Origin of the sequence: Saccharothrix sp. S26 (genome assembly GCF_021390395.1) — a bacterium.
Taxonomy (GTDB): Bacteria; Actinomycetota; Actinomycetes; order Mycobacteriales; family Pseudonocardiaceae; genus Actinosynnema.
In genome coordinates, this window is record NZ_JAJUWT010000021.1 from 162958 (window position 1) to 184727 (window position 21770).

The 21770-nt window shown below is 73.7% G+C and carries 21 protein-coding genes; 11 read left to right on the plus strand and 10 right to left on the minus strand.

All coding sequences use genetic code 11. The features are described 5' to 3' along the window. Nucleotides 1–69: 69 nt before the first annotated feature. Nucleotides 70–3246: a LamG-like jellyroll fold domain-containing protein gene (locus LZG04_RS30360; RefSeq protein ID WP_233823350.1), complete on the plus strand. Its 3177-nt coding sequence runs from the start codon at nucleotides 70–72 to the stop codon at nucleotides 3244–3246. A gap of 197 nt (nucleotides 3247–3443) precedes the next feature. On the opposite strand, the gene LZG04_RS30365 is transcribed toward LZG04_RS30360, so the two are convergent. Continuing rightward, nucleotides 3444–4301 carry a DUF4253 domain-containing protein gene (locus LZG04_RS30365; protein ID WP_233823352.1) on the minus strand — a complete coding sequence of 286 codons (858 nt, stop codon included), beginning with the start codon at nucleotides 4299–4301 and terminating at the stop codon, nucleotides 3444–3446. A 119-nt stretch (nucleotides 4302–4420) separates the two neighbouring features. Between LZG04_RS30365 and LZG04_RS30370 the strand changes: the two genes are divergently transcribed. Continuing rightward, the gene (locus tag LZG04_RS30370) at nucleotides 4421–5731 is read left to right on the plus strand and encodes an APC family permease (RefSeq protein WP_233823354.1); all 1311 of its coding nucleotides are present in this window, start codon (nucleotides 4421–4423) and stop codon (nucleotides 5729–5731) included. Nucleotides 5732–5735: 4 nt separating this feature from the next. Here the strand turns inward: LZG04_RS30370 and LZG04_RS30375 are convergent, their stop codons facing one another. The 6 genes from LZG04_RS30375 to LZG04_RS30400 form a co-directional block, all read right to left on the minus strand. Beyond that, nucleotides 5736–6209, minus strand: a complete 474-nt coding sequence (locus LZG04_RS30375) for a TrkA C-terminal domain-containing protein (protein WP_233823356.1) — start codon at nucleotides 6207–6209, stop codon at nucleotides 5736–5738. A 47-nt stretch (nucleotides 6210–6256) separates the two neighbouring features. After that, a complete protein-coding gene (locus LZG04_RS30380; RefSeq protein WP_233823358.1) occupies nucleotides 6257–6430 on the minus strand; it encodes a hypothetical protein in 174 nt (57 codons plus the stop codon). Nucleotides 6431–6630: 200 nt separating this feature from the next. Continuing rightward, the gene (locus tag LZG04_RS30385; protein WP_233823360.1) at nucleotides 6631–7011 is read right to left on the minus strand and encodes a hypothetical protein; all 381 of its coding nucleotides are present in this window, start codon (nucleotides 7009–7011) and stop codon (nucleotides 6631–6633) included. 57 nt (nucleotides 7012–7068) lie between these two features. Next, entirely contained in the window at nucleotides 7069–8355 is a 1287-nt protein-coding gene (locus LZG04_RS30390; protein ID WP_233823362.1) for an SLC13 family permease, read from the minus strand. 181 nt (nucleotides 8356–8536) lie between these two features. Next, nucleotides 8537–8995, minus strand: coding sequence for a CBS domain-containing protein (locus tag LZG04_RS30395; protein WP_233823364.1), 459 nt, complete (start codon nucleotides 8993–8995; stop codon nucleotides 8537–8539). Between the two features lie 160 nt (nucleotides 8996–9155). After that, nucleotides 9156–9326, minus strand: a complete 171-nt coding sequence (locus LZG04_RS30400) for a hypothetical protein (RefSeq protein WP_233823366.1) — start codon at nucleotides 9324–9326, stop codon at nucleotides 9156–9158. A 234-nt stretch (nucleotides 9327–9560) separates the two neighbouring features. Between LZG04_RS30400 and LZG04_RS30405 the strand changes: the two genes are divergently transcribed. Continuing rightward, nucleotides 9561–10511, plus strand: coding sequence for a sensor histidine kinase (locus LZG04_RS30405; protein ID WP_233823368.1), 951 nt, complete (start codon nucleotides 9561–9563; stop codon nucleotides 10509–10511). Between the two features lie 91 nt (nucleotides 10512–10602). After that, on the plus strand, nucleotides 10603–11274 hold the full coding sequence (locus LZG04_RS30410) for a response regulator transcription factor (protein WP_233823369.1): 672 nt from the start codon (nucleotides 10603–10605) through the stop codon (nucleotides 11272–11274). On the opposite strand, the gene LZG04_RS30415 is transcribed toward LZG04_RS30410, so the two are convergent. Then, nucleotides 11234–11521 (minus strand): hypothetical protein, encoded by a 288-nt coding sequence (locus LZG04_RS30415; protein WP_233823371.1) that lies wholly within the window; start codon nucleotides 11519–11521, stop codon nucleotides 11234–11236. The two genes, LZG04_RS30410 and LZG04_RS30415, sit on opposite strands and share 41 nt — an antisense overlap. A 210-nt stretch (nucleotides 11522–11731) precedes the next feature. Between LZG04_RS30415 and LZG04_RS30420 the strand changes: the two genes are divergently transcribed. Beyond that, complete coding sequence (locus tag LZG04_RS30420) at nucleotides 11732–14230, plus strand: hypothetical protein (RefSeq protein WP_233823373.1); 2499 nt, start codon at nucleotides 11732–11734, stop codon at nucleotides 14228–14230. 3 nt (nucleotides 14231–14233) lie between these two features. Here the strand turns inward: LZG04_RS30420 and LZG04_RS30425 are convergent, their stop codons facing one another. After that, complete coding sequence (locus LZG04_RS30425; protein ID WP_233823375.1) at nucleotides 14234–15121, minus strand: DUF2268 domain-containing protein; 888 nt, start codon at nucleotides 15119–15121, stop codon at nucleotides 14234–14236. 157 nt (nucleotides 15122–15278) lie between these two features. Between LZG04_RS30425 and LZG04_RS30430 the strand changes: the two genes are divergently transcribed. The 6 genes from LZG04_RS30430 (at nucleotide 15279) to LZG04_RS30455 (ending at nucleotide 19225) form a co-directional block, all read left to right on the plus strand. Further along, nucleotides 15279–15815: a YbaB/EbfC family nucleoid-associated protein gene (locus LZG04_RS30430; protein ID WP_233823377.1), complete on the plus strand. Its 537-nt coding sequence runs from the start codon at nucleotides 15279–15281 to the stop codon at nucleotides 15813–15815. 10 nt (nucleotides 15816–15825) lie between these two features. Then, the gene (locus LZG04_RS30435; RefSeq protein ID WP_233823379.1) at nucleotides 15826–16152 is read left to right on the plus strand and encodes a hypothetical protein; all 327 of its coding nucleotides are present in this window, start codon (nucleotides 15826–15828) and stop codon (nucleotides 16150–16152) included. Continuing rightward, entirely contained in the window at nucleotides 16149–17288 is a 1140-nt protein-coding gene (locus tag LZG04_RS30440; RefSeq protein ID WP_233823381.1) for a WXG100 family type VII secretion target, read from the plus strand. The genes LZG04_RS30435 and LZG04_RS30440 overlap by 4 nt, the downstream gene beginning before the upstream one ends. Continuing rightward, the gene (locus tag LZG04_RS30445) at nucleotides 17285–17968 is read left to right on the plus strand and encodes a hypothetical protein (RefSeq protein ID WP_233823383.1); all 684 of its coding nucleotides are present in this window, start codon (nucleotides 17285–17287) and stop codon (nucleotides 17966–17968) included. Before LZG04_RS30440 ends, LZG04_RS30445 begins: the two co-directional genes overlap by 4 nt. A gap of 12 nt (nucleotides 17969–17980) precedes the next feature. Beyond that, nucleotides 17981–18613 (plus strand): hypothetical protein, encoded by a 633-nt coding sequence (locus LZG04_RS30450; RefSeq protein WP_233823387.1) that lies wholly within the window; start codon nucleotides 17981–17983, stop codon nucleotides 18611–18613. 66 nt (nucleotides 18614–18679) lie between these two features. Further along, complete coding sequence (locus tag LZG04_RS30455; protein WP_233823389.1) at nucleotides 18680–19225, plus strand: hypothetical protein; 546 nt, start codon at nucleotides 18680–18682, stop codon at nucleotides 19223–19225. Here LZG04_RS30455 and LZG04_RS30460 read toward each other — a convergent pair. After that, nucleotides 19222–21768, minus strand: a complete 2547-nt coding sequence (locus LZG04_RS30460; RefSeq protein WP_233823391.1) for an RNA polymerase sigma factor — start codon at nucleotides 21766–21768, stop codon at nucleotides 19222–19224. The two genes, LZG04_RS30455 and LZG04_RS30460, sit on opposite strands and share 4 nt — an antisense overlap. Nucleotides 21769–21770 lie beyond the last annotated feature (2 nt).

Sequence of the window (21770 nt, forward strand, 5' to 3'; positions counted from 1 at the left end):
TTTGCTGATGTCTGTGGGTAGATGAACGGCGTCGTGCTGGGTCTCAGAGTCGAGCCCGAGGAGAACTCCATGCCCCCTGCTGCCCGACGGCTGTCCGCCCTGGTCGTGGCACTCCTGCTCACCCCCGTCCTCACCCTCCCCGCGACCGCCGCCGCACCGCCCGCGCACGGTCTCAAGGGCGAGTACTTCCGGATGTCCGCCCCCGGCGCGCGCGACTTCGCCGAACCCGGCGGCACGACCCTCGACCCGAACATCGACTTCCCCGACCTGACCAGCACGTTCCAGCAGCTCACCGGCCGCACCGAGCACACGACGGCCCGCTGGACCGGCACCCTCGCCGCCCCCGCCACCGGCGACTACACCTTCCACGCCATCGGCGACAACGGCTTCCGCCTGTTCCTCGACGGCACACCGGTCATCGACCACTGGACCGGCGACTGGGACGTCGAGCAGCACAGCGCGCCGATCCGCCTGGTCGCGGGCGAGCGGCACGATGTCCGGATGGAGCTGTTCCAGGACGTCGGCGGGGCGAACCTCCGCCTGCGCTGGTCCACGCCGACGCTGGCCAAGCAACCGGTGCCGGAGACGGCGTTCCTCCCGCCCGCCGACTTCCCGGTCTTCCCGGTCGGCCTGACCGTCACCCCGGACGGCCGGACGCTGAGGGCCGCTTTCGACCAACCCGTGCGCCACCTGAGCGGCGACCTGACCGGGCACCTCAAGGTCGAGGTCGACACCGTGCCGTTCCCGATCGAGTCCGCCACCGCCGACGGTGCCGAGGTCGTCGTGCGGCTCGGCGCGACCGTCCAGAAGCCACAACGCGTCCGCGTCACCTACGACGGCGACGGCGGCCTGGTCGTCGGCACCGAGACCGTGCCCCGGATCATCCGCACCGCGACCAACACCTCGACCCAGCGGCTCAAGACCGAATGGGGTGAGAAGGTCGACCGGGACGACCCGTTGCCGGAGTACCCGCGCCCGCAGCAGCGGCGCGACGAGTGGCTCAACCTCAACGGCCAGTGGGAGTTCTCCGCCGCCACCGAGGGGCAGCGGCCCGCGTTCGGCCGCACCCTGCCCGAGCGGATCACCGTGCCGTTCCCGGTGGAGTCCCAGCTGTCCGGGCTGGAGCGCCACGAGGACCACATGTTCTACCGCCGCCGGTTCGAGGTGCCGCGCGACTGGCGGATCGGCCGCGGCGAGCGGCTCAAGCTGAACTTCGGGGCGGTCGACCACCACGCCGAGGTGTGGGTGGACGGCACGCTCGTCGCCGAGCACACCGGCGGCTACACCGCGTTCACCGCCGACGTCACCGACGCCCTGCGCGGCGGCGGCCGGCACGAGCTGATCGTGGCCGTCACCGACACCACCGGCGACAACCAGCCGATCGGCAAGCAGTCGCGCAACCCCGGCGGCATCGTCTACACACCGTCCTCGGGCATCTGGCAGACCGTCTGGCTGGAACCGGTGCCCGACAAGGCGATCGACGACGTGAAGACCACGCCGGACATCGTCGGCGGCACGCTCACCGTCCGCGTCTCGTCCTCGACGGCGTCGGCGACCGCGAAGGTCACCGCCACCGCCCGCGACCGCCAGGGCAAGCGGGTCGGCACGGTCACCGGCGCGCCGAACACCGACCTGACCCTGCCGGTGCCGGACCCGCACCTGTGGAGCCCCGACGACCCGTACCTGTACGACCTGGACGTGTCCCTCAAGGACGGTCGGAGCAAGGACGAGGTCAAGAGCTACTTCGGGATGCGGTCCCTCGGCGTGCGGAACGTGGCCGGCTTCCCGAAGCTGGTCCTCAACGGCGAACCCGTGTTCTCGCTGGCCATGCTGGACCAGGGCTTCTGGCCCGACGGCCTGAACACCGCGCCCAGCGACGAGGCGTTGGCGTGGGACATCAAGGCGCAGAAGGACCTCGGGTTCAACGCGGTGCGCAAGCACATCAAGGTCGAGCCCGCCCGCTGGTACTACCACGCCGACCGGTTGGGCATGCTGGTGTGGCAGGACTTCGTGAACGTCAACGTGCCCGACGAGACCGGGCGGCGGGCGTTCCTCACCGAGGGCCGGCGCACGATGGAGCAACTGCACGACTCTCCCTCGATCATCGGGTGGATCGTGTTCAACGAGGGCTGGGGCGAGTGGGACCGGGAGGAGACCGGGCGCATCACCGAGTCGGTCAAGGCAGCGGACCCGTCCCGGGTCGTCAACGCGCACAGCGGCGTCAACTGCTGCGCGTCGAAGGGAGACTCCGGCAAGGGCGACGTGATCGACCACCACGACTACAACAACACCGACCCGGCGTGGCCGGACGCCACCCGCGTCGCGATGGACGGCGAGCACGGCGGGTTCACCCTGCGCACCCCCGGCCACCAGTGGCCCGGCGCACCGGCCGTGATCTACAGCGGGGTGGCGGACAAGGCCGCGCTCACCGCCAAGTACGTGGCCAACACCGAGGCGTTCTACCTCGACGCGGCCGGCGCGGAGCTGTCCGGTTCGGTCTACACGCAGATCACCGACGTGGAGACCGAGCTGAACGGCCTGTGGACCTACGACCGGCGTGAGATCAAGGTCGACCCCGGTCCGGTCCGGGAGGTCAACCGGAGGGTGATCGCGGCCGGCGCGGCGGCGGCCGGGCGCACGTACGACGGCAAGGGCTCGTGGTCGCTGGACGGCACCGGTGAGGACACCGCCGGCGCGCCCGACCCGGTGTCGCTCGACGGTGACGCGGCGTGGACGACCGGTGTGCGCGGGCAGGCCCTGCGGTTCGACGGTGACGGCGACCACGCCCGGACCGCCGGACCGGTGCTGGACACGACCGGCTCGTACTCGGTGTCGGCGTGGGTGACGATGGACTCGCTGCCCGGCAACTACGCCACCGCCGTCAGCCAGGACGGCCGGCGCGTGGAGAACCCGTTCTACCTCCAGTACGGGCAGGGCCGGTGGGCGTTCAGCGTGCCCGGCGGCAGGCGGGCCACGCTGGCCGCCACCCCGCAGCCGGGCCGTTGGTACCACCTGGTCGGCGTGCGCGACGAGGCGGCGGGGGAGACGCGCCTGTACGTCGACGGCGTGCGTGCCGCCGCCATCCCGATCGGGCCGGACGAGGTGAGCACCGGGCCGCTGGCCGTCGGCCGCGCCAAGTACGCGGGCGCGCACGTCGACTTCTGGCACGGTTCGATCGACGAGGTCCGCGCCGTGGACCGCGCCCTGACCGACGCGGAGGTGGCGCGGCAGTACGCCGCCCGCTGACCGGGCACACGCCGGCGAAGGGCCGCGGACGTTCCCGCGGCCCTTCGCCGTGACCCGCGTGCACGAGCCCGCGAGCACGTGGCGGTCCGCGAGTCCGGTGTGGACTGTTCGGTGCCGATGCCGGCTACGTCCAGGTTCAACGCCCCGCCGTGCCTACCCGCTTGGCGGCCCCCAGGCGTTGCCGACCGCCGGCCGGGTCAGTCCCACCAGAACGTCCACGAGTGGTCGTCCACGAGGCGGTCGGCGTACGCGGCCAGCGTGTGCGGGGCCGGGCCCTGCCAGACGTTGTCCGGGCAGAACGCGAAGTGCTCGGCGGCCACGGCCAGCGCGCCCTCACGCGTGGTCGGCGGGGCGGCGACGCTGAGCACGAGCGTGGCGAACCCGAGGCCGACGACCCGCGCGCCGAACCGGTCCTCCCAGCTGCGCAGCACCGCCGAGACCTCGGCGGTGTCCCCGGTGTGGTTCACCGGGCCGGTCCAGCCGGCCACCGTCACCGCGTCCGCGCCGCGGTCGGCCGCCACCAGGCCGAGGCGGATCGACGGGTGACCGGCCACGAGCTGCTCGGCGAGGCCGTCGGCGATGCGGTCCGGGTCGCCGCCCGGCCGTGCCGCGAAGGTCAGCCCCGGCCAGGTGCGGCCGAACGGGGCGGTGACCGCCGCGCGCTCGGCGGGCCCCAGCGCGTCGCCCGGGTCGCTCGCGGTGCCGAGGGCCCACCAGCGCGCCAGCAGCGCCTCGGGGTCGTGCTCGTCGGGCGAGGACATCTCGTCGGGCAGCACCTCGCCGTTGCCCCACGGCCGGTACTCGTCGTCCTCGTCGTCCAGCGAGTCCAACAGCAACGGCCACAGCCCCGACCGGGCGTGCTCGGCGCGCAGCCGGGGCCACAGGCCGGCGGGCGCGGGCCCGTCGCCGAGCCAGAACGCGGGCCGCCCGGAGGGGTCGTCCTCGGCGACGACCGGACGTCCGGGCGGCAGCGGGACCGACAGCGTGCGGCCGGTGTCGGTCCCCTCGGCGAACAGCGCCCGGAGCTCGGCGGGCAGCGGCGGTTCGGAGATCATGGGGCGGATCGTAGGGCGTGGCACGACCTCGTGACGGTTCGCGGCACGCCGTGTCGGACCCGACCGGGGCAACTGCGGCGGCGTGGCTTCGACCGGCCTCGGACGGGGTAATGGACGGCATGGTCACCTCGCTGAACCGGGCCGTGAGCACGCCCCTGCTGTACTTCTTCATCCTGGGCGACATCCTCGGCGCGGGGGTGTACGTGCTGGTGGGAGCGGTCGCGGGCGAGTCCGGCGGTGCGGTGTGGCTGCCGCTGCTGATCGCCCTCGGGCTCGCGGCGCTCACCGCGGGCTCGTACGCGGAGCTGGCCACGAAGTACCCCCGAGCGGGTGGCTCGGCGCACTACGCGACGAAGGCGTTCGGCCCGGCCGCCGGGTCGGCGATCGGGTTCTGCATGCTCGCCGCCGGCGTGGTGTCGGTCGGCGCGTTGGCGCGGGCGTTCGCGGGTGACTACCTGCGCGCCCTGGTGTCGGCGCCGACCGCGGTCGTCGTGGTGGTGTTCCTGGCCGTGCTGGCGCTGCTCAACATCCGCGGCGTGAAGGAGTCGCTGGGCGCGAACGTCGTGGCCACCCTGATCGAGGTGGGCGGCCTGGTGCTGATCATCGGCCTGGGCGCGTGGGTGGTGCTGCGCGGTGACGCCGACCTCGGTCGGCTGACCCAGGTGGGTACCGGCGGGCACGGTGTCGTGGCCGCGACGCTCGCGGGCGCGGTGCTCGCGTACTACTCGTTCGTGGGATTCGAGACGTCGGTGAACCTCGCCGAGGAGGTGAAGCAGCCGCGCCGGTCCTACCCCCGCGCCTTGTTCGGCGCGCTGCTCACCGCCGGCGCGGTGTACCTGCTGATCGGCGTGGTGGCCGGCGCCACCGTGCCGACCGATCGGCTGGCCGCCTCCAGCGGCCCGCTGCTGGAGGTGGTGCGCCTGGCCGGTGGCGTGCCGGAAGGGCTGTTCAGCCTGGTCGCGCTGGTGGCGGTGGCCAACGGCGCGCTGCTGACCGGGATCATGTCCTCGCGGCTGGCCTACGGCATGGCGCGGGACGGTTTGCTGCCGTCGGTGCTGGCCAAGGTGCTGCCGGGTCGCCGGACGCCGTGGGTGGCGATCCTGGTCACGTCGGCGGTGTCGCTGGTGCTGGCGCTGACCGGCGAGGTCGCCTCGCTGGCCGAGACGCTGGTGCTGTTGCTGCTGGTGGTGTTCGTGGCGGTCAACGCGGCGGCGCTGGTGCTGCGTCGCGACGAGGGCGAGGCGGAGCACTTCCGGGTGCCCGTCGTGATCCCGTGGCTGGGCCTGGCGTCCTGCCTGCTGCTGTTCACCCGGATCGACGGCTCGGTGTGGCTGCGCGGCCTGCTGCTGATCGTGCCGGGGCTCGTGCTGGCCGGGGTCAACCTGGTGCGCGCGAGGCGTGCCGCCGCGGCGCCGGTCGGGACGCGCTGACCGCTCAGCCGCCCGCGAGGATCCCGGCCGCCGCGTCGAGCCCCGCCGCGGTGCCCACCACCACGGCCAGGTCACCGTGGTCGAACACGAACTCCGGGCCGGGCGACGGGTGCACGACACCGGCGCGGATCACCGCGACGATCGACGCGCCGGTGCGGGTGCGCAGAGCCGTGTCCCCGAGGGCGCGGCTCGCGAACGCCGTGGCGGGCAACTGGCGGGTGGTGACGCCGCTGACGTCGCGCTGCTGCTCGCGCAGCTGCGCGACCAACTGCGGCGCGCCCAGCAGACCGGCCAGCGTGCCCGCCTCCTGCGGCCCGAGCGGGATCGACGCGGCGGTCGTGTCGGGGTCGTCCGGCCGGGACACGATCAGCTCGACCTTGCCGTCCCGGTGGGTGATGACCCCGATCCTGCGGCCGGTGCGGATCGTGAAGTCCTGACGTGTCCCGATCCCGGGCAGCGGAGTCACCTCGACGTTCACGCCGGACACACTACATCCGCCGCCCCCGCCCGCCACGGCGTCGATCGCTAGGCGACGCTCAGGTACGCCAACGACAGCACCGCGCCCGGTGCGGTCAGCAGCCCGAGGCCGATCGCGCCGTACAACGGCTCGTCCTTGACGAACATCCGCACCATCAAGGCAGCCGCGCCCGCGACCACGAGCGCCAACAACGCCAACACGACAACAGAACCAACGGACATGGATCGGCCCTCCGGCACGACTCGGCCGCGTCGGGGCGTGCGTCATCGCCCGCCGTCAGCGAAGGCACGGCGGACACCGGACACAGCTCGACACGGGAACAGCAAGGCGAATCAACGGCCTCGGGGCAGGCCGCTGCGCCACGACGCCGCGCGATGCGCGCGAGCGCGTGGTCCGACAGGTCAGACTCGGGTCGTCCTGCTCACGCCGGGGGCGCGCGGCTGGAGCGCGAGGTCGGGACCGTGGCGGCCAGGCCGGAGCCGGACACCTCGCCGACGGGCGGGCGCCCGCGCGGGACGCGGGCGTCGGTCGCGGGCGAGCACAGCGCCCACCAGGTCTCGTGCAGCGTCGTGGCCGGCACGTGACCCGCCGTCACGGACAGCCGCGGCCGGTCGTGGAGGTCGTCGTGCAGCGTCGGCGCGGAGGACACGGACTCGGCGACGACGCCGTGCGCCCCCGCGTGCCCGATCCCGACGCCTCGCGCCGGGGCCACCGTGACCCCGAGCAGCACCAGCAGCGACACGAGCGCGAGCCCGAACCGGCTCACCCCCGTCGCTGCCCGCACCTGCCCGGTTCCTCTCACCGACGACTCCTCCCGTGGTGCGCCAGCATACGGGTCGGCGGCAGCACCGGACCGGGCTCACACGAAGTAGCGCAGCCACACGTATCCCCACGCCACCGCGGTGCTGAGCAGCGTCACGACGATGCCGTACCGGGTGAACTGCCAGAAGGTGATCGGGTGGCCGGCGCGGGCGGCGATGCCGAGCGCGACCACGTTGGCGCTGGCGGCGACCGCCGTGCCGTTGCCGCCGAAGTCGGCCCCCAGCGCGAACGACCACCACAGCGCCTGCCCGGTGGCCGGGTCCGGGATCTCGGCGACCATGCTCTCGACGACGGGGGCCATGGTGGCGACGTAGGGGATGTTGTCGAAGAACGCGCCCAGCGCGCTCGACCCGAACAACAACGCGGTCGCGGCGGCGAAGTGGTTGTCCCCGAACGCCTGCGTGGTCCAGGTGCCGATGGTCTCGATGACACCGGTGTGCACCAGACCCGCGACCATGACGAACAGCCCCATGAAGAAGGTCAGGGTGGGCCACTCGACCTCGGCCAGCACGTCGCCGACGTCGGCGCGGGTCACCAGCAGCATGACGCCCGCGCCCACCAGGGCGACGATCGCCGGGTCGAGGTGCAGCACGGAGTGCAGGCCGAACCCGATCACCACGGCGGTGAACACGACCAGGCAGCGGCGCAGCATGGCCGGGTCGGTGATGGCCCGCCGCTCCTGCAACGCCATCACGGCGGCCACGTGCTCGGGGTTGTACCGGAAGGACTTGCGGAACAGGACTTTGGTGAACAGCACGAACCCGGCGAACACGACGGCCACGACGGGCGCCATGTGGACGAGGAAGTCGGTGAAGGTCAGCCCGGCCCGGCTGCCGATGATGATGTTGGGCGGATCGCCGATCAGGGTGGCCGCGCCGCCGATGTTGGACGCGAGCACCTCGGCGATCAGGTAGGGCTGGGCGGGGATGCGCAACCGGTTGCAGACGACCACGGTCACCGGCGCGACCACCATGATCGTGGTGACGTTGTCCAGGAACGGCGACGCGACGGCGGTGATCGTCATGAGCATCACCATCAGCCGGTACGGCCGGCCCCTGGCCTTCTTGGCCGCCCAGATGGCGAGGTACTCGAACACCCCGGTCTGCTTGACGATCCCGACGATCACCATCATGCCGAACAGCAGGAAGATGACGTTCCAGTCGATGCCGGCGTGCTCGGAGAAGAACACCTCGGCTCCGGGCACGAGCCCCAGCGCGGCCATCAGGCCGGCGGCGATCAGCACCACCTTGACCTTGTCGGCCTTCTCCGTGGCGATGTGGAAGAACGCCACCACGAAGATCGCGAGCGCGAGGACCGGGCTCACGGCGCGAGCCCCGGCGGCCCGGCGGGCTCGGCGGCGAGCGCGAGGACGCGGTGGGCGACGTCATGGGCGGCGGTATGGGGGCACACCGGGGAGACCTCCGGGCAGTGGGGTGTCACGAGGGGTGTGTCGCCGCCGACGGGTGGTCACGTCGGCGGCGACCTCGGGAGGTGGCGCGGGTGGGTCAGTCCTCGGTGCCGAGCACCACCAGGGCGGTGATCAGCCGTTCGAGGGTGATGGCGCCGACGAGCGCGCCGGCGGCGTCGACCACGGCGACGAGCGGGCTGTGCTGGCGGGCCATCAGCGCGGCGACCTCCAGCAGGGTGGCGTCGGCGCGCACCGTCACCGGTTTGGTGGGGTGGCGGGGCAGGCAGTCGCCGACGGTCCGGTTGGCCGGCTCCAGCCAGAACCGGTCCGCGTGGTCCTCGTCGATGGTCCGGGCGAGCGCCGGGTCCTCCTGGTAGGAGCCGGGCACGGCCAGGCGCAGCACCTGGGTGCCGGGCAGCACCAGCCACGGCCGCGCGCGGTCGTCCACGACGACGAGGCCGGGCAGCCTGCTCACCGCCATCACCCGCACCGCCTGGGCGACGGGGTCGTCGACGGTGATCGTGGGGACGCGGATGGCGATGTCGCGTGCTTGCATGGCACCAACCCGTTCGGTGTGCGGAGCCGGCTGCGGTGCGGACATGTCGCGATGCCTCCGTTCTCCGCGGGCCGTCCGTGGTCACGACCCAGTCTTCGGGGCGCGCGGGCAGGCGACCATCGGTGCCGGCACCCATCCGCGCCGGGGCGCGACATGCAGATCAGCGGCGGTCGACCAGGCCGACGAGCCCCGCGAGGATCACGCCGGCGGCGACGAGCACCCCGTTGCCCGTGACGACGCCGGCGATCAGGAGGGCGACGGCGGACGCGAGGAGCGGCCAGGGCGATCCCCGCCCGGCACGGGTGCGGTGCGACTGGTCGCTGCGGGTCATGCTGCCTCCTGCGGCCGGCGCGGTCGTCGGTGCCCGCGGGTCGAGGTGGTGCTCCGACGCCTTCCACGATCCGCCGCGCCGCGGTGGTCCACCATCCGTGGTCACCCTCATGCGTGCCGCCGAGTGGTGGCGTGGGACGTGGTGCAACATGGGTGTCAGCCCGGATGGACAGCCGGGGTCCTCCCGGCCAACCTCGCAGGTGTCCGGTGCCGCCGACGAGAGGAGAGGGCGCGGGTGTCGTTGTTCGGGCGGATCTTCCTGCTCAACGCCGCGGTGCTGAGCGCGGCCACCGCGCTGTTGGTGCTGGGCCCCGTCACGGTGTCGACGCCGGCGCTGTTCACCGAGGTGCTGATCCTGGTGGCGGGCCTGGCGGTGGTGCTGGTCGCCAACGCGGCGCTGCTGCGGTTCGGGCTGGCGCCGCTGAAGCGGCTGACCCGCGCGATGACGACGATCGACCTGCTGCGCCCCGGGCCGCGGCTGGCCGCCGAGGGCCACGGCGAGATCACCGAGCTGATCCGGACCTTCAACACCATGCTGGACCGGCTGGAGGCCGAACGCGGCTTCAGCGCCGCGCGCGCCCTGTCGGTGCAGGAAGCCGAACGCCGTCGCGTGGCGCAGGAACTGCACGACGAGGTGGGCCAGTCGCTGACCGCCGTGCTGCTCGGCCTCAAACGGGTCGCCGACGACGTACCGGAACAGGCGCGCGCGGAGTTGTCGCAAGTGCAGGAGACGACTCGCAGCACGCTCGACGAGATCCGCCGCATCGCCCGCCGATTGCGCCCCGGTGTGCTGGAGGAGCTGGGCTTGATCAGCGCGCTCAAGGCGTTGGCGGCGGAGATCTCCGAGCACGCCGACCTCACCGTGCGGCGGAAGTTCGACCAGGACCTGCCCCGCCTGGACGACGAGGTCGAGCTGGTCCTGTACCGGGTCGCCCAGGAGTGCCTGACCAACACCGTCCGCCACGCCCGCGCCGGCAACGTCGACCTGGTGCTGCGGACCACACCGGAGGGCGTCGAGTTGCGCGTGCACGACGACGGCCGAGGGTTGGGCGACTCGGTGGAGGGCGCGGGGATCACGGGGATGCGCGAACGCGCTTTGCTGATCGGCGCTCGTCTCACGCTGCGCTCCGCGCCGGGTTCGGGGACCGAGGTGCGGTTGCTGGTGCCCGCGGCGGGGCAGGCGTGATGGCCGGGACGGTCGGCGCCGGGTTCCCGCCGTGCTGCGCACCCGGCTCGGGTACTGGGACAAGGCTTTCGGCACCCGCGATGGAGGCGTGATGATCACCAACGCAACCGGTGTGCGCAAGGTGCGCATCCTGCTCGCCGACGACCACGCCCTGGTCCGCCGGGGAGTCCGCCTCATCCTCGACAACGAGCCCGACCTGAACGTGGTGGCCGAGGCGGGCGACGGTGCGGAGGCCGTCGCGAAGGCGCGGGCCGAGCGGCCGGACCTGGCCATCCTGGACATCGCGATGCCGCGGCTGACCGGGTTGCAGGCGGCGCGCGAACTCTCGCGGCTGCAACCCGACCTGCGCATCCTCATGCTCACGATGTACGACAACGAGCAGTACTTCTTCGAGGCGCTCAAGGCGGGTGCCTCCGGCTACGTCCTCAAGTCCGTCGCCGACCGCGACCTGGTCGAGGCGTGCCGCGCGGCGATGCGCGGCGAGCCGTTCCTGTACCCGGGCGCGGTCACCTCGCTCATCCGCAACTACCTCGACCGCGTCCGCGAGGGCGACGGCATCCCCGCCAGGGCGATCACCGACCGGGAGGAGGAGATCCTCAAGCTCGTCGCCGAGGGCCACTCCTCCAAGGAGATCGCCGACCTGCTGTTCATCAGCGCGAAGACCGTCGAGCGGCACCGCGCGAACCTGTTGCAGAAGATCGGCCTGAAGGACCGGCTGGAACTCACCCGCTACGCGATCCGCGCCGGGCTGATCGAGCCCTGACGACCGAGCACGGCACGGGTTCGGTCCGCCGTTCCGCGGCCGACCGGCTGCGCAGCACGTCGGCGAGCACATCGGCCTCCTCCCACCCCAGCACGACGGTCTGCGCGGGGGTGTCCGGGTCCTCCGGTCCGAAGACGAACAGGCGGCGCACGCCGTGCTGCACCAACACGGCCAGCCGCTGCCCACCCCTGGTGGTGAAGTGGTGCGCGGTGCCGACACCCGGCACGGTGCTGCGAACGGTCTCCACGCCTCAGCTCCCTCTCGTCCAGGCCGACGGGCTCACTGCCAGTGTCGGCGTCCCGGCCGACCGCCACCATCCGGTGCGACACCCATCTGGCGGGCGCACGGGACGTGCACGCCGTTGCGCCGTGAGCGTTGTCCGGCATCCGCTACGTTGTCGACGGGCCACCCCATGCGGTTCGCCACGGAACCGCGGCAGCGCGCGAAAGGCGGGCGGATGGACGCGGCGCAGGCGATTTCCCTGGTATCCGACCGGATCCGGTCCCACGGCCTCGACTACCCGGTCGCGGAGCTGATCGCCGATCCCTTCTGGGCGTGCTGGTGCGTCTACGCGCCGGTGATGGTCACCGACCCGGCGCCGGACGAGGACGAGCCGGTGACGCGGTCGGTGTTCCTGGTGAGCCCGGGCGGGCGCGTCGAGGAGGTGTCGTCGACCGAACCGGCGCGGGACGCGCGCTCGCACTTCGAGGAGGCGTGCCTGTGGTTCGCCGCGAGCGAGCCCCCGGTGGCGGGCGCGGACCGCTTCGCCGGTCCCACGCAACCGGACTTCGGCCGGCACGTCCGGCCACGCCCGCCCCGCCGGCCCGCCGCGCACGACTTCCGGGCCGTCGAAGCCTTCACCCTGGCGCTGGCCCACGAGCGCGACTTCCCCCGCTGGCTCGTGGACCGCCTGCGCGAGGCGGGCGACCTGCTCGGCGGCGTCGGCCACCTGGTCGCCCGGCGGCCGGACACGTGGGCGGCCGAGCACCTGGTGGAGCTCGTCGAGACCGACGAGGACGGCAGCGGCGGCGTCCCGACGGCGGTGTGGCGGGACTGGCCCCCGGTCGACCCGGCGAGCCTGCCCGACGTGGACCCCGAAGGGTGGCTGCTGGTCCCCGGCGAGGTGGTGTGCGAGTACCTGGAGCCCTTGGACGCCGGGTCGGACGCCGCGGCCCGCCTGGCCGACACCCTCGACGACCTCGTCCGGCGGGCGCCGAGGTGGCGGTCCTGCGGTGTGGCCGAGCTGCTCCCGTCCTTCGTCCCGCTGCGCCGTGACGCCCGGGTGGACGCCGACGTGGAGGAGCTGCGCCGGCTCGCCGCCGAGGAGCCGGCGGACGACCGGTTCGGCGCGCTGTTCGCGGCGCCCTCACCCGACGACCCGGACGTGCGGGCGCTGCTGCGCCTCGCGATCGACGCCGAGCAGCGCGGCCGTGACGTCGTCGACGTCGACGCGGCGGGCACGGCCGCGTACCGCCGCGTCCTCGACCGCCTCGGCCTCGTCTCCGAGCACGACTGGTTCGGCGTGGTGTTCGAGGCCGACGAGGACGACCCGTACCCGCGGCGCGCCACCGCGCCGACCCCGGACCCGACCCCGGACGGCGCGGTCGTCACCAGCGCGCGGGACGCGATCGCCTCGGTGGTGGAGTGGGTGCGGGCCCGCGGCCTGGACTACCCCACCGAAGGACTGGTGGCCGACCGCTTCGAGGCCGGCTGGAGCGTGTACGCGCCGGTGGAGGTCGACGAGAGCGACCCGATGGCGTTCCTCGACCTGCCGGTCGGCCGGTCGGTGTTCCTGGTGGGCGACTCCGGCCGGATCAAGGAGACCTCCGGCTCCGTCCCGCCGCGGCAGGCGGAGGAGCAGTTCATCGCCGAGGAGCGCGCCGCGGACGACCTGTTCGACCTCGAATGGGCGGCCGTGCGGCTCAAGGAGGAAGGCGCGATCCAGGACTTCACGATCGTCGACACCCCTCCGGACGAGGTGATCGCCGCGAGCGCTTCCCGGTTGATCGAGCCGATCGTCCAGCAGTTGGCCCTGGTGGGACCGGCGGGCTGGCGGCGGTTCGGCGCGGTGTTCACCTGCACCGTGTCCGCCGCGGCGGGCCGGGTGCGGTTCTGGACCGACCAGCCGAACGAGGTGGTGGCCGTCCCGGAACCGATCATGGCGTTGGTCCGCCGGCAGCGCGAGGTCGCCGCCCGGATGCCGGCCGGGCCGTGGTGGCGACTGCTGCTGACCGTCACCCACCACGGCGAGACGACCGTGGAGTACGACTACGGCGACCGGCCGCTCCCGCCCGAAGACCTCCTGCCCGCCGCGCACTACCGCGACGACCTGGCCGCCTACCCGCGCGCCCACGTGCCGTCCTGGCTCGCGGACCACGTCGCCACCGCCGACGGGCCCGGGACGACGCTGGACACCGCGTTCGGTTCGAGGCGGCTGCGCGCCGACTCCCGGGAGATCACCTACGGCGACCGGTCGCTTCCCTTGGACCGGATCGACTGGGTCCGGTACCACGACACGCACACCACGACGAAGCGCTTCCTCGGCCGCAGCTCCCACGAGGGCATCTGGTACTTCTCGCTGGGCCGCTACCCGGCCACCTCCACCGACACGATCGAGCTGGAGTTCACCACGGAGGGCCGGGACGCACCGCCGCCGGACGCGTGGGCGTTCCTGGTGGACCTGGCGCGCCGCGAGCTGGAACCGCGGCTGGTCGCCCGGTTCGCCGACCGGGTCCGCCGCGGCGAGACCGTGGACGTCGCCGGCCTGAGCGTGGGCCGGGAGGGTGTCACGAGCGGACGGACGTCCCTGCCGTGGCCCGCGGTCGGCGACGTCCGGCGCGTGGACGGTCGGTTGGGCATCTTCCGGCCGGGCGAGCCGGAACCGGCGATCCAGGTGCCGTTGTCGAACGTCAACGCGGTGCTCCTCCCGGCGCTGCTCGCCGCCGTGCGCCGGTGACGGTCAGCCCCCGTGCCGCAGCGCGGTGGCGATGACGTCCGCGCGAGCGGCGTGCAGGGCCTGCGCCGCGGTCTGCCCCGTCGCCGCCAGGTAGGCGTCGACCAGCCGGTTGCCGGCGGCGTACCCCGCCCCGGTGGGCAGGCCCACCGGGGTCGCACCGAAGCGCTCGGCGTGGCGGTCGCCGTGCACCCAGGCGGTGAAGTTGTGCATGCCGGTCACGTCGAGCCCGGTCAGCACCTTCTCGAACACCGCGTCGTCGTGCAGGTGGGGCACGCCGATGCGGGTGTGGCCGAGCTCGTCGCCGTAGAGCTGGCGGGCGAACGCGTCGGCCAGGCCCTCCGAGACCACGTGCTCGCCGACCGTGACGGTCGCCGGGTCCCACACCACCCCGCCGGGGCTGTAGCGCAGGTTGTGGTTGAGCTCGTGCACGGCGGTGGCCTCCAGCCGGTCCACGTTCTCCGGGAAGGGCCACAGGGTGATCAGGACGTAACCCGACATGCCGCCGTTGCCGGTGACGCCCAGGCTGTGGTCCACGAAGTGCGCGTCACCGGGATCGCCGAGCACGAGCAGCACGGTGATGTCCGGGGCACGCAGGTCGGGCGTCGCCTCCAGCTGCACGGCGAGCGCGGAGTCGAGGGCGGCTTGCACCCGCTCCCACGCCCCGGCCCGCTCCAGGGTCTCCACGGCGTCCAGGCACCGGTCCTCGTCGCGGTCGAGGGGGAACCCGGAGCCCATCCGGTGCATGGCCACCAGGTCGACCTCGCCCGGGAAGTACCGGTACATGCCGCTCATCGGGTCGAGCATCGCGCGCAGCAGGTCGGCACGCTCCCCGGCGGGGGCCCGCAGCACGCGCCTCATCGCCGAGCACGTGTCCAGAACGGTGATCGTCATGTCCGGGGACCGTAGACAGTGACGTAACGAGAGGGTCAAACCGCCGGCGCAAGCCCACGACCGGCGGCGCGAGCCGATTCCCGAACCGCCGCGAGGTCGCCGGGGACTTCCAGTAGCCTGCTTGGCGCTGGCAGTGTCGGAGTGCGGGGGGCTTGCGGTGACGGACCGGCAGCAGCGGCTGCGGGACATGATGCGGTCGTTCGAGGAACAGGCCGCGAAGGCGGGCGAGTTGCAGCAGGTGATGCAGAACCTGCGCGGCGTGGGGCGCAACCGGGACGGCTCGGTCACGGTGACCGCCGCACCGTCCGGCGCGGTGCTGGGCCTGCGGCTCGGCCCCGGCGCGATGGCCCGCTCGCACGTGGCGTTGCAGCAGGAGATCCTGGACGCCATCCGGATGGCCACGCAGAACGCGGCGCAGCAGCTCGACGCGGCCGTGGCGCCGATCCTGGGCGACCGGTTGGCCGAGTTCAAGCGCGGGATGGCGGCGTCCGGGGTGGAGCCGATCATGCCGTCCGCGCCACCGCCCCCCGGTCCGCCCGCGCCCGGGCCCGCCCCCGTCGCGCCGCCCGCGCCCGCCCCGTCCACGGGTCCGGTTCCCCCGCCGCACGCGCCACCGCCCGTGCCGCCGCGGAACCGACCGGCGCGTCCGGCGGTCGAAGACGAGGACGAGCCGCCGAGCACGTACCTGCGTTGAGGGGGAACTGGTGACTTTCGAGGTGATGCCGGAGGCGTTGACCGCCTTCGCGGCCGGCAGCGAGAGCCTGGCCGAGAAGTTCGGCGCGCTGGCCGGGCTGCTGGAGCAGGCCAGGGTGGACGACCAGTGCTTCGGCCCGATCGGCGACGCCGTGGGGCTGAGCAGCGGCTACTTCTCCAGCCTCGACGAGTGCCGGCAGTTGGCCACCGACGCGCAGGAGTTCCTGAAGCAGACCGGTGAGCAGCTGCGGCAGAGCTTCGAGCTGTACCAGGGCGTCGAGGACGGCCTGTCGCAGGGCTTCACCCAGATCGGCGACGGCCTGGGCGGTGGCCGGTGAACGCGGGTCCGGGCACGTTCGCCGACCTCAACGGCGGCGAGCAGAAGAACTGGTTCGAGCAGGCCGCGGGCCGCGGCAGCTCGGGCATCGGCGCGTTGCAGGACCTGGCCGACGCCACCAGCCCGCCGGAGATGGCGGCGGCCGGCATCTCCGGCCGCATGGAGCTGCTCCAGACCCTCGCCAGCCCCGGTCAGGCGCTGCTGGACAACGGCCTGGGCTTCCTGGTGTCGATCGTGCTCAGCCCGCTCATCGAGATCGCGGAGTGGGCCATCGGCGACCCGGAGCAGATGCGCGCCACCGGCAACGGCTGGGAGCAGGTCGCCACCTGGCTGGACGAGGTCGCCGAGGCCGAGGGCCGGCGCGCGGACGCCACCGCCGGCCTGTGGGTCGGTGCGGCGGGTGACGCGTTCCGCAACCAGATCACCGAGTTCAGCGCCGGTGTGTCGGCGCTCGCGGAGGACGTGCGCGGGCTCAAGGAAACGCTGGACATGATCGCCGAGCTGTTCGACATGTTCGTCGAGTTCGTGATCCAGATCCTCACCGAGCTGATCATCGGGCTGATCGTGCAGTGGCTGGCCGCGCTGGCGGCCTCGTGGATCACCGCGGGCGGCTCGGTCGCGGCGGCGGGCGCCACGACGACGGTGCAGGTCGGCAGCACGGGCATGCGGATCACCATGCGGGTGTCGAAGCTCCAGATGGAGCTGTTCAAGATCGTCAAGAGGCTGGAGGCGCTGCTGGTCCGCCTGCGCGGCCCGTTGCGCCAGGTCATCCAGCGGATGAACGGCCTGCGCGGCGGCAACATGGCCCAGCAGTTCGCGGGCCGCCACCTCGGCGCGAACCCGCTGGTCAACGTCGTCACGAGGGCCGACGACGTGACGCTGGCCTCGACCACGGGCAACCGGTTCATGCAGGGCATCACCGGTGAGGGCGCGCTGGCGGGCAACATCAGTCAGACCGTGCTGAGCGGGATGCTCGGCGGGCAGACCAGGGTCGGCGGCGCGGCGTTCAGCGCGGGCGTCGACGCCGCGATCGACGGCGGGATCAAGTTCGGCACGGACGCCGCTCACGACGCCGCGCAGGGCAAGCCCTCCGAGGAGGAGCGGCGGGACGCGCAGGAACGCGGGTTCGCCTGGTGAAGCTCGACGGGGCACTGGCCCTGCGCCAGTCGTGGTGCGCGCCGGACGAGCCGATCCTGCTGTGCGCGCCCGTGGGCACGACCAACACCGGCTTCGACGTCGACGGCCTGGACTGGTGGGGCGAGCCGCGCCGCGGGATCGGCGGCAAGGCGCTGCGCGCCCTGGGCACCGCGGCGGCCGCGGTGACCGCCGGCGGACCGCGTGACCAGGCCCAGTCGCCGCCGAAGGCCGTCGTGTTCGGACCCGGGCCGGACGCGATCGCCGTGGCGCCCGGGCTGGCCGTGCGGGAGCGGTCCTTCGCATGGTGGGTGCTGACGCCCCGGCGGATGGCCTGGGTGCGCACCGACCCGGAGCCGCCGGCCGGCGAGGCCCAGCCGGACAAGTCGGTGCTCGACCAGGTGCTGGGCTTCGCCAAGAGCGCGCGGGACGCGTTCGCGGGCAAGGACCGGTTCCCGGCGCACGTCCCGGTCGAGACCGCGGACGTGGTGCCGGTGGTCGAGGTGCCGCGGAAGCGGATCACCGGGGTCGCCGTCGCGCAGCGCAAGCTGCCCTACGACTACACGCCCGGCACGGTCCACGTGCTGCGGGTCTCGCTCGTGGACGGGTCGGGCGTCGACGTCGTCGGCGGCCACGAGCCCGCCCACGCGCACCGACTGCTCGCGCTGGTCAACGGCCGGTAGGGGACGACGAGGGTGCCGAAGAACAGGCTCAAGATCGGCGAGCTCGCCCAGCGGCGCTGGGTCGGGCCCGGTGAGCAGGTCGTCTGGGTGGTCGACCCGGAGGGGCACGTCGGCAGCACCGTCGGGCCGACGCGCGCCGCGCCGCACCCGACCGGGACGCGACCCCTGGCCGTGCCGGAGCCGGAGTGGCCGTTGCCGACCCGCGCGGTGGCCGAGGGGCGGTTCCACCACGACGAGTGGGCGCACGACCCGGCGGTGTGGGCGTGGGCCCACGCCCAGCGCCCGGACCAGGCCGCGGCCCGGTGGGCGGACCTGTTCACCGCCGGCCGGGACGAGTGCCGCCTGCTGCTGACCAACCGGCGTCTCGCGCTGGTCGTGGACGGCGAGGCGACCCGGCCCGCCGCGCCCGCGTCCGGTGGTCTGCTCGGTCGCGTCCGCGGCCTCGGCCAGGCGCAACCGGACGTGCCGCCGCTGGTGACGTGGTGGGAGGCCCCGGTCGGCACGGCCCGGTTGGACGCCGTGCCGCTGGGACGTCAGGTCCAGCCCGAGTGGTTCGTGCGCATCGCCTTCTCCGACGGCTCCACCTTCGAGCTCCGCGACGCCCAGGCCGAGCAGTCCCTGCGCACCGCCCGCGCCAACCTCTGACCGCCCGCTCACGGCGGCGGGGAGGACGGGGTCGGTCCGACCACGTACTCGGTGGGAGGTGGGGACATGTACCCGGTTCATCGCTCGATCGTGGTGTTCGACGTCGCCGGCTTCGGCCGGCTGGACAACCTCGCCCAGTTGCGGGCGCGGGAGACCCTGCGCAGCGTGGTGCGCAGGGCGTTCCGCGCCGCCGGGGTGCGGTGGTGGCGGCTCGTCGTGGCCGACCGGGGTGACGGGCTGATCCTGGTGGTGCCGGCTTCGGTGTCCAAGGTGGACCTGCTGGACCCGCTCGTGCCCCGGCTGGTGGCCGAGCTGGCGGCGCGGCCGGAGCGGGTCCGGCTGCGCATGGCGGTGCACGCGGGCGACCTGGACCGCGACCGGCACGGCTGGACGGGCACGGACCTCGTGACCGCGTGCCGGCTGGTGGACAGCCCCGCGCTGTACCAGGGCCTGCGCGACCGGCCCGACGCCGACCTGGTGGTGATCGTGTCCGAGGCCGTCCACCGGGCCGTCGTGCGGCACGGCTACCGGGGGCTGCGGGCCGTCGACTTCCAGCCGGTCCGGGTGGTGCGGAAGGAAGTCGACGAGCCCGCCTGGGTGCACGTGCCCTAGCGGAACGCCAGCGTGCCGGTGCCCCGGCCGTCCAGCAGCGGGTCCAGCCCCGGGTCGTAGCCGACCGCGCCGGCCCGGTCCACGGTGAACGGCCACGAGCGCTGGTCGTGCAGCCGCACGCGGTGCCCGCCGGGCAGCAGCCGGAAGTCGTGCGGGGCGGTGGCGGGCCACCAGCCCGCCCCGTCCACGGCGACGTGGTCGGTGCCGGTGCGGGTGGCGTCGACCCGGATCACCACCCCGTGCACGGCCAGCACCGTGCCGCCCGCCCCGGTCAGCACGCCCTCCAGGGCGGGGTCGTAGGCGAGCGTCCCGGCCGGGGTGACGCGGAACGGGTGGCTGGTGCCCGCGGGCGTCACGACCGAGTGGTTGCCCGGCAGCAGGCGCACGGTGCGGACCTCCTGCGGCGCGGGCCAGCCGGTGCCGCCGATGGTGAGGTTGGCGTAGTCGACGTCGTTGCCGTCCAGGACGATCGCCAGGCCGCGCACGGTCAGCGTGGACGTGCCCGCGCCGTCGAGGACCGGGTCGACCTGCGGCCCGTAGCGCACGACGCCCGCCGGGGTGACCTCGAAGTCGAGCCGGTCACCCGCCGGCGTCTGCACGAAGTGCGGGCCGGGCCACAGGTTCACCGTCTTGGTCCTGGTCTGCGACACGCCGGTGCCGGACACGGTGGCCGACTGGTAGGACAGCTCCGACGCGTCGAGGGTGATCGGCAGGCCGCGCACCCGCAGCGTCGAGGTGTCCCGGCCGGCCAGCATGCCGTCGTAGGCGGACGAGTAGCGGATCTGACCGTTCTCGGTGACGTGGAACGGGATCGTGGTCTGGCCGGACGAGGTGAGCACGTGGTCACCGGGCCGCACCGCGACGGTGAACGGCTGCGCGGTCGGGTGCCAGCCCGGGGCGGCGGCGACCGAGAAGGCCGTGTAGCCCGAGCCCGTGCCGTCGACGGTGATCTCACCGTTCCACGGGCGTGGCGGTTCCACCGTGTTCCGCGGATCCTCCGGGCCGGTCGTGGTGGTGGGGGTGTGGTTCGGGTGGGTCGTCGCGGCGGTGCGCAGCGGCTCGCCGTCCGGGGCCCCGGCGCGGCGCAGACCGCCCCGCGGCACGTCGCCGGTGCCGGAGGGGGACGGGGTGGTCGCGGAACCGGTGGCGGACGGCGGCGCGACCGTCGTGGTGGGCACCGGTCCGGGCAGCCCTTCGACCCGGTCGTGCTCGCCGTCCGGGGCGAACAACACCGAAGCCAACAGCACGAGCCCACTGACCAACGCCACCGCGCCCGCGCCGACCCGACGCGCCACCTCCGGGTACTCCTGGGCGAAGCGCAGCGGCCAGTCGAGCTTGGCCACCTGCTCCACCACCACCGCCCGCACCCGGTCGACAGGGCTGGACGCCCGAACCGCCCTCGACGACCCACCGCGCCCCACGACCAGCCCCCGCACCCGATCGACCGGGCCGGCCGACTCGACCGCCCTCGCCGACTCGACGGTCTGCGCCGACTCGACCGGCTTCGACGGTGCGCTTGTCTGCGGCGGTTCGGCCGGCTTCGACGGTTCGGCTGTGTGCGGCAGTTCGGCAGGGTTGGGCGGTGCGCTTGTCTGCGGCGGTTCGGCAGCGTTCGGCGGTTCGACCGGCGAGGGCTCGACCGGACTGGGCAGCTCCACCGTCGGTAACAGCTCGGCCGGGTTCGGCGGCTCGGCCGTCCGCGACGGCGCATCGCGGCCCGCCAGCCCGGCCAGCGCGCGCCGCCGCTCATCGTCGTCCCCGGCGAGCACCAGCAGGCCCGGTCCGACCGCCCATCGGCCGAAGCCGCGCAGCTCTCCGAGGCGCGGCCCGCAGGTGGCGCACCCGGCGGCGTGCGCGAGCACCGCCTTCGACTGGACCGGGTCGAGCACGACGTCCCGCCCCTCCGGGACGATCGCCGCCAAGCCCTCGCACGTGTCCCGGTAGCCGCGCGCCAGCACCAGCGCGTCGAACGCCGCGCGCAGCGCGTCCCGCGCCCGGCCGAGCTGCCGGTCCACGTTCTTCACCGGCAGGCCGGTGACCGCCGCCAGCCGCGTGCCCACGGCGTACTCGCCGCACCGGCGGGTCTCGTCGATGTGCGCGCGCATCAACGGCTGCAACGTCACGGGGATCCCCGACACGGCCGCGTCGACCGTCCGCGCCAGGTGCCGCTTGCCCATCAGGTACTCCAGCTCGACCGGCAGCTCCGGCAGGTCGCGCAAGTCCAAGGGCGGCTCGACGGGCTCCCGCACCACGTCGCCGACCTCGGTCGCGACGGTCCGCTCGGCCGCCTTGCGCCGCTCCTTGTGGTGTTCCCGCAGCACGTTGCGGGCGATGCCGAAGACCCACTTGGACAGCTCGTCCGGCCCCCGACCGGCGCGGCCGGCGTCCAGGGCGCGGATCACGACCTCGCTCACCAGGTCGTCCACGTCGGCCGCGTCGCGGACGCGCTTGCGCACGTAGGAGCGCACCCTGGTCTGGCACAGCTCGAACAGCACCCGGCGGGCGTCGGCGTCGCCGTCGCGCAGGTCGGTCTCGACGCTCATCG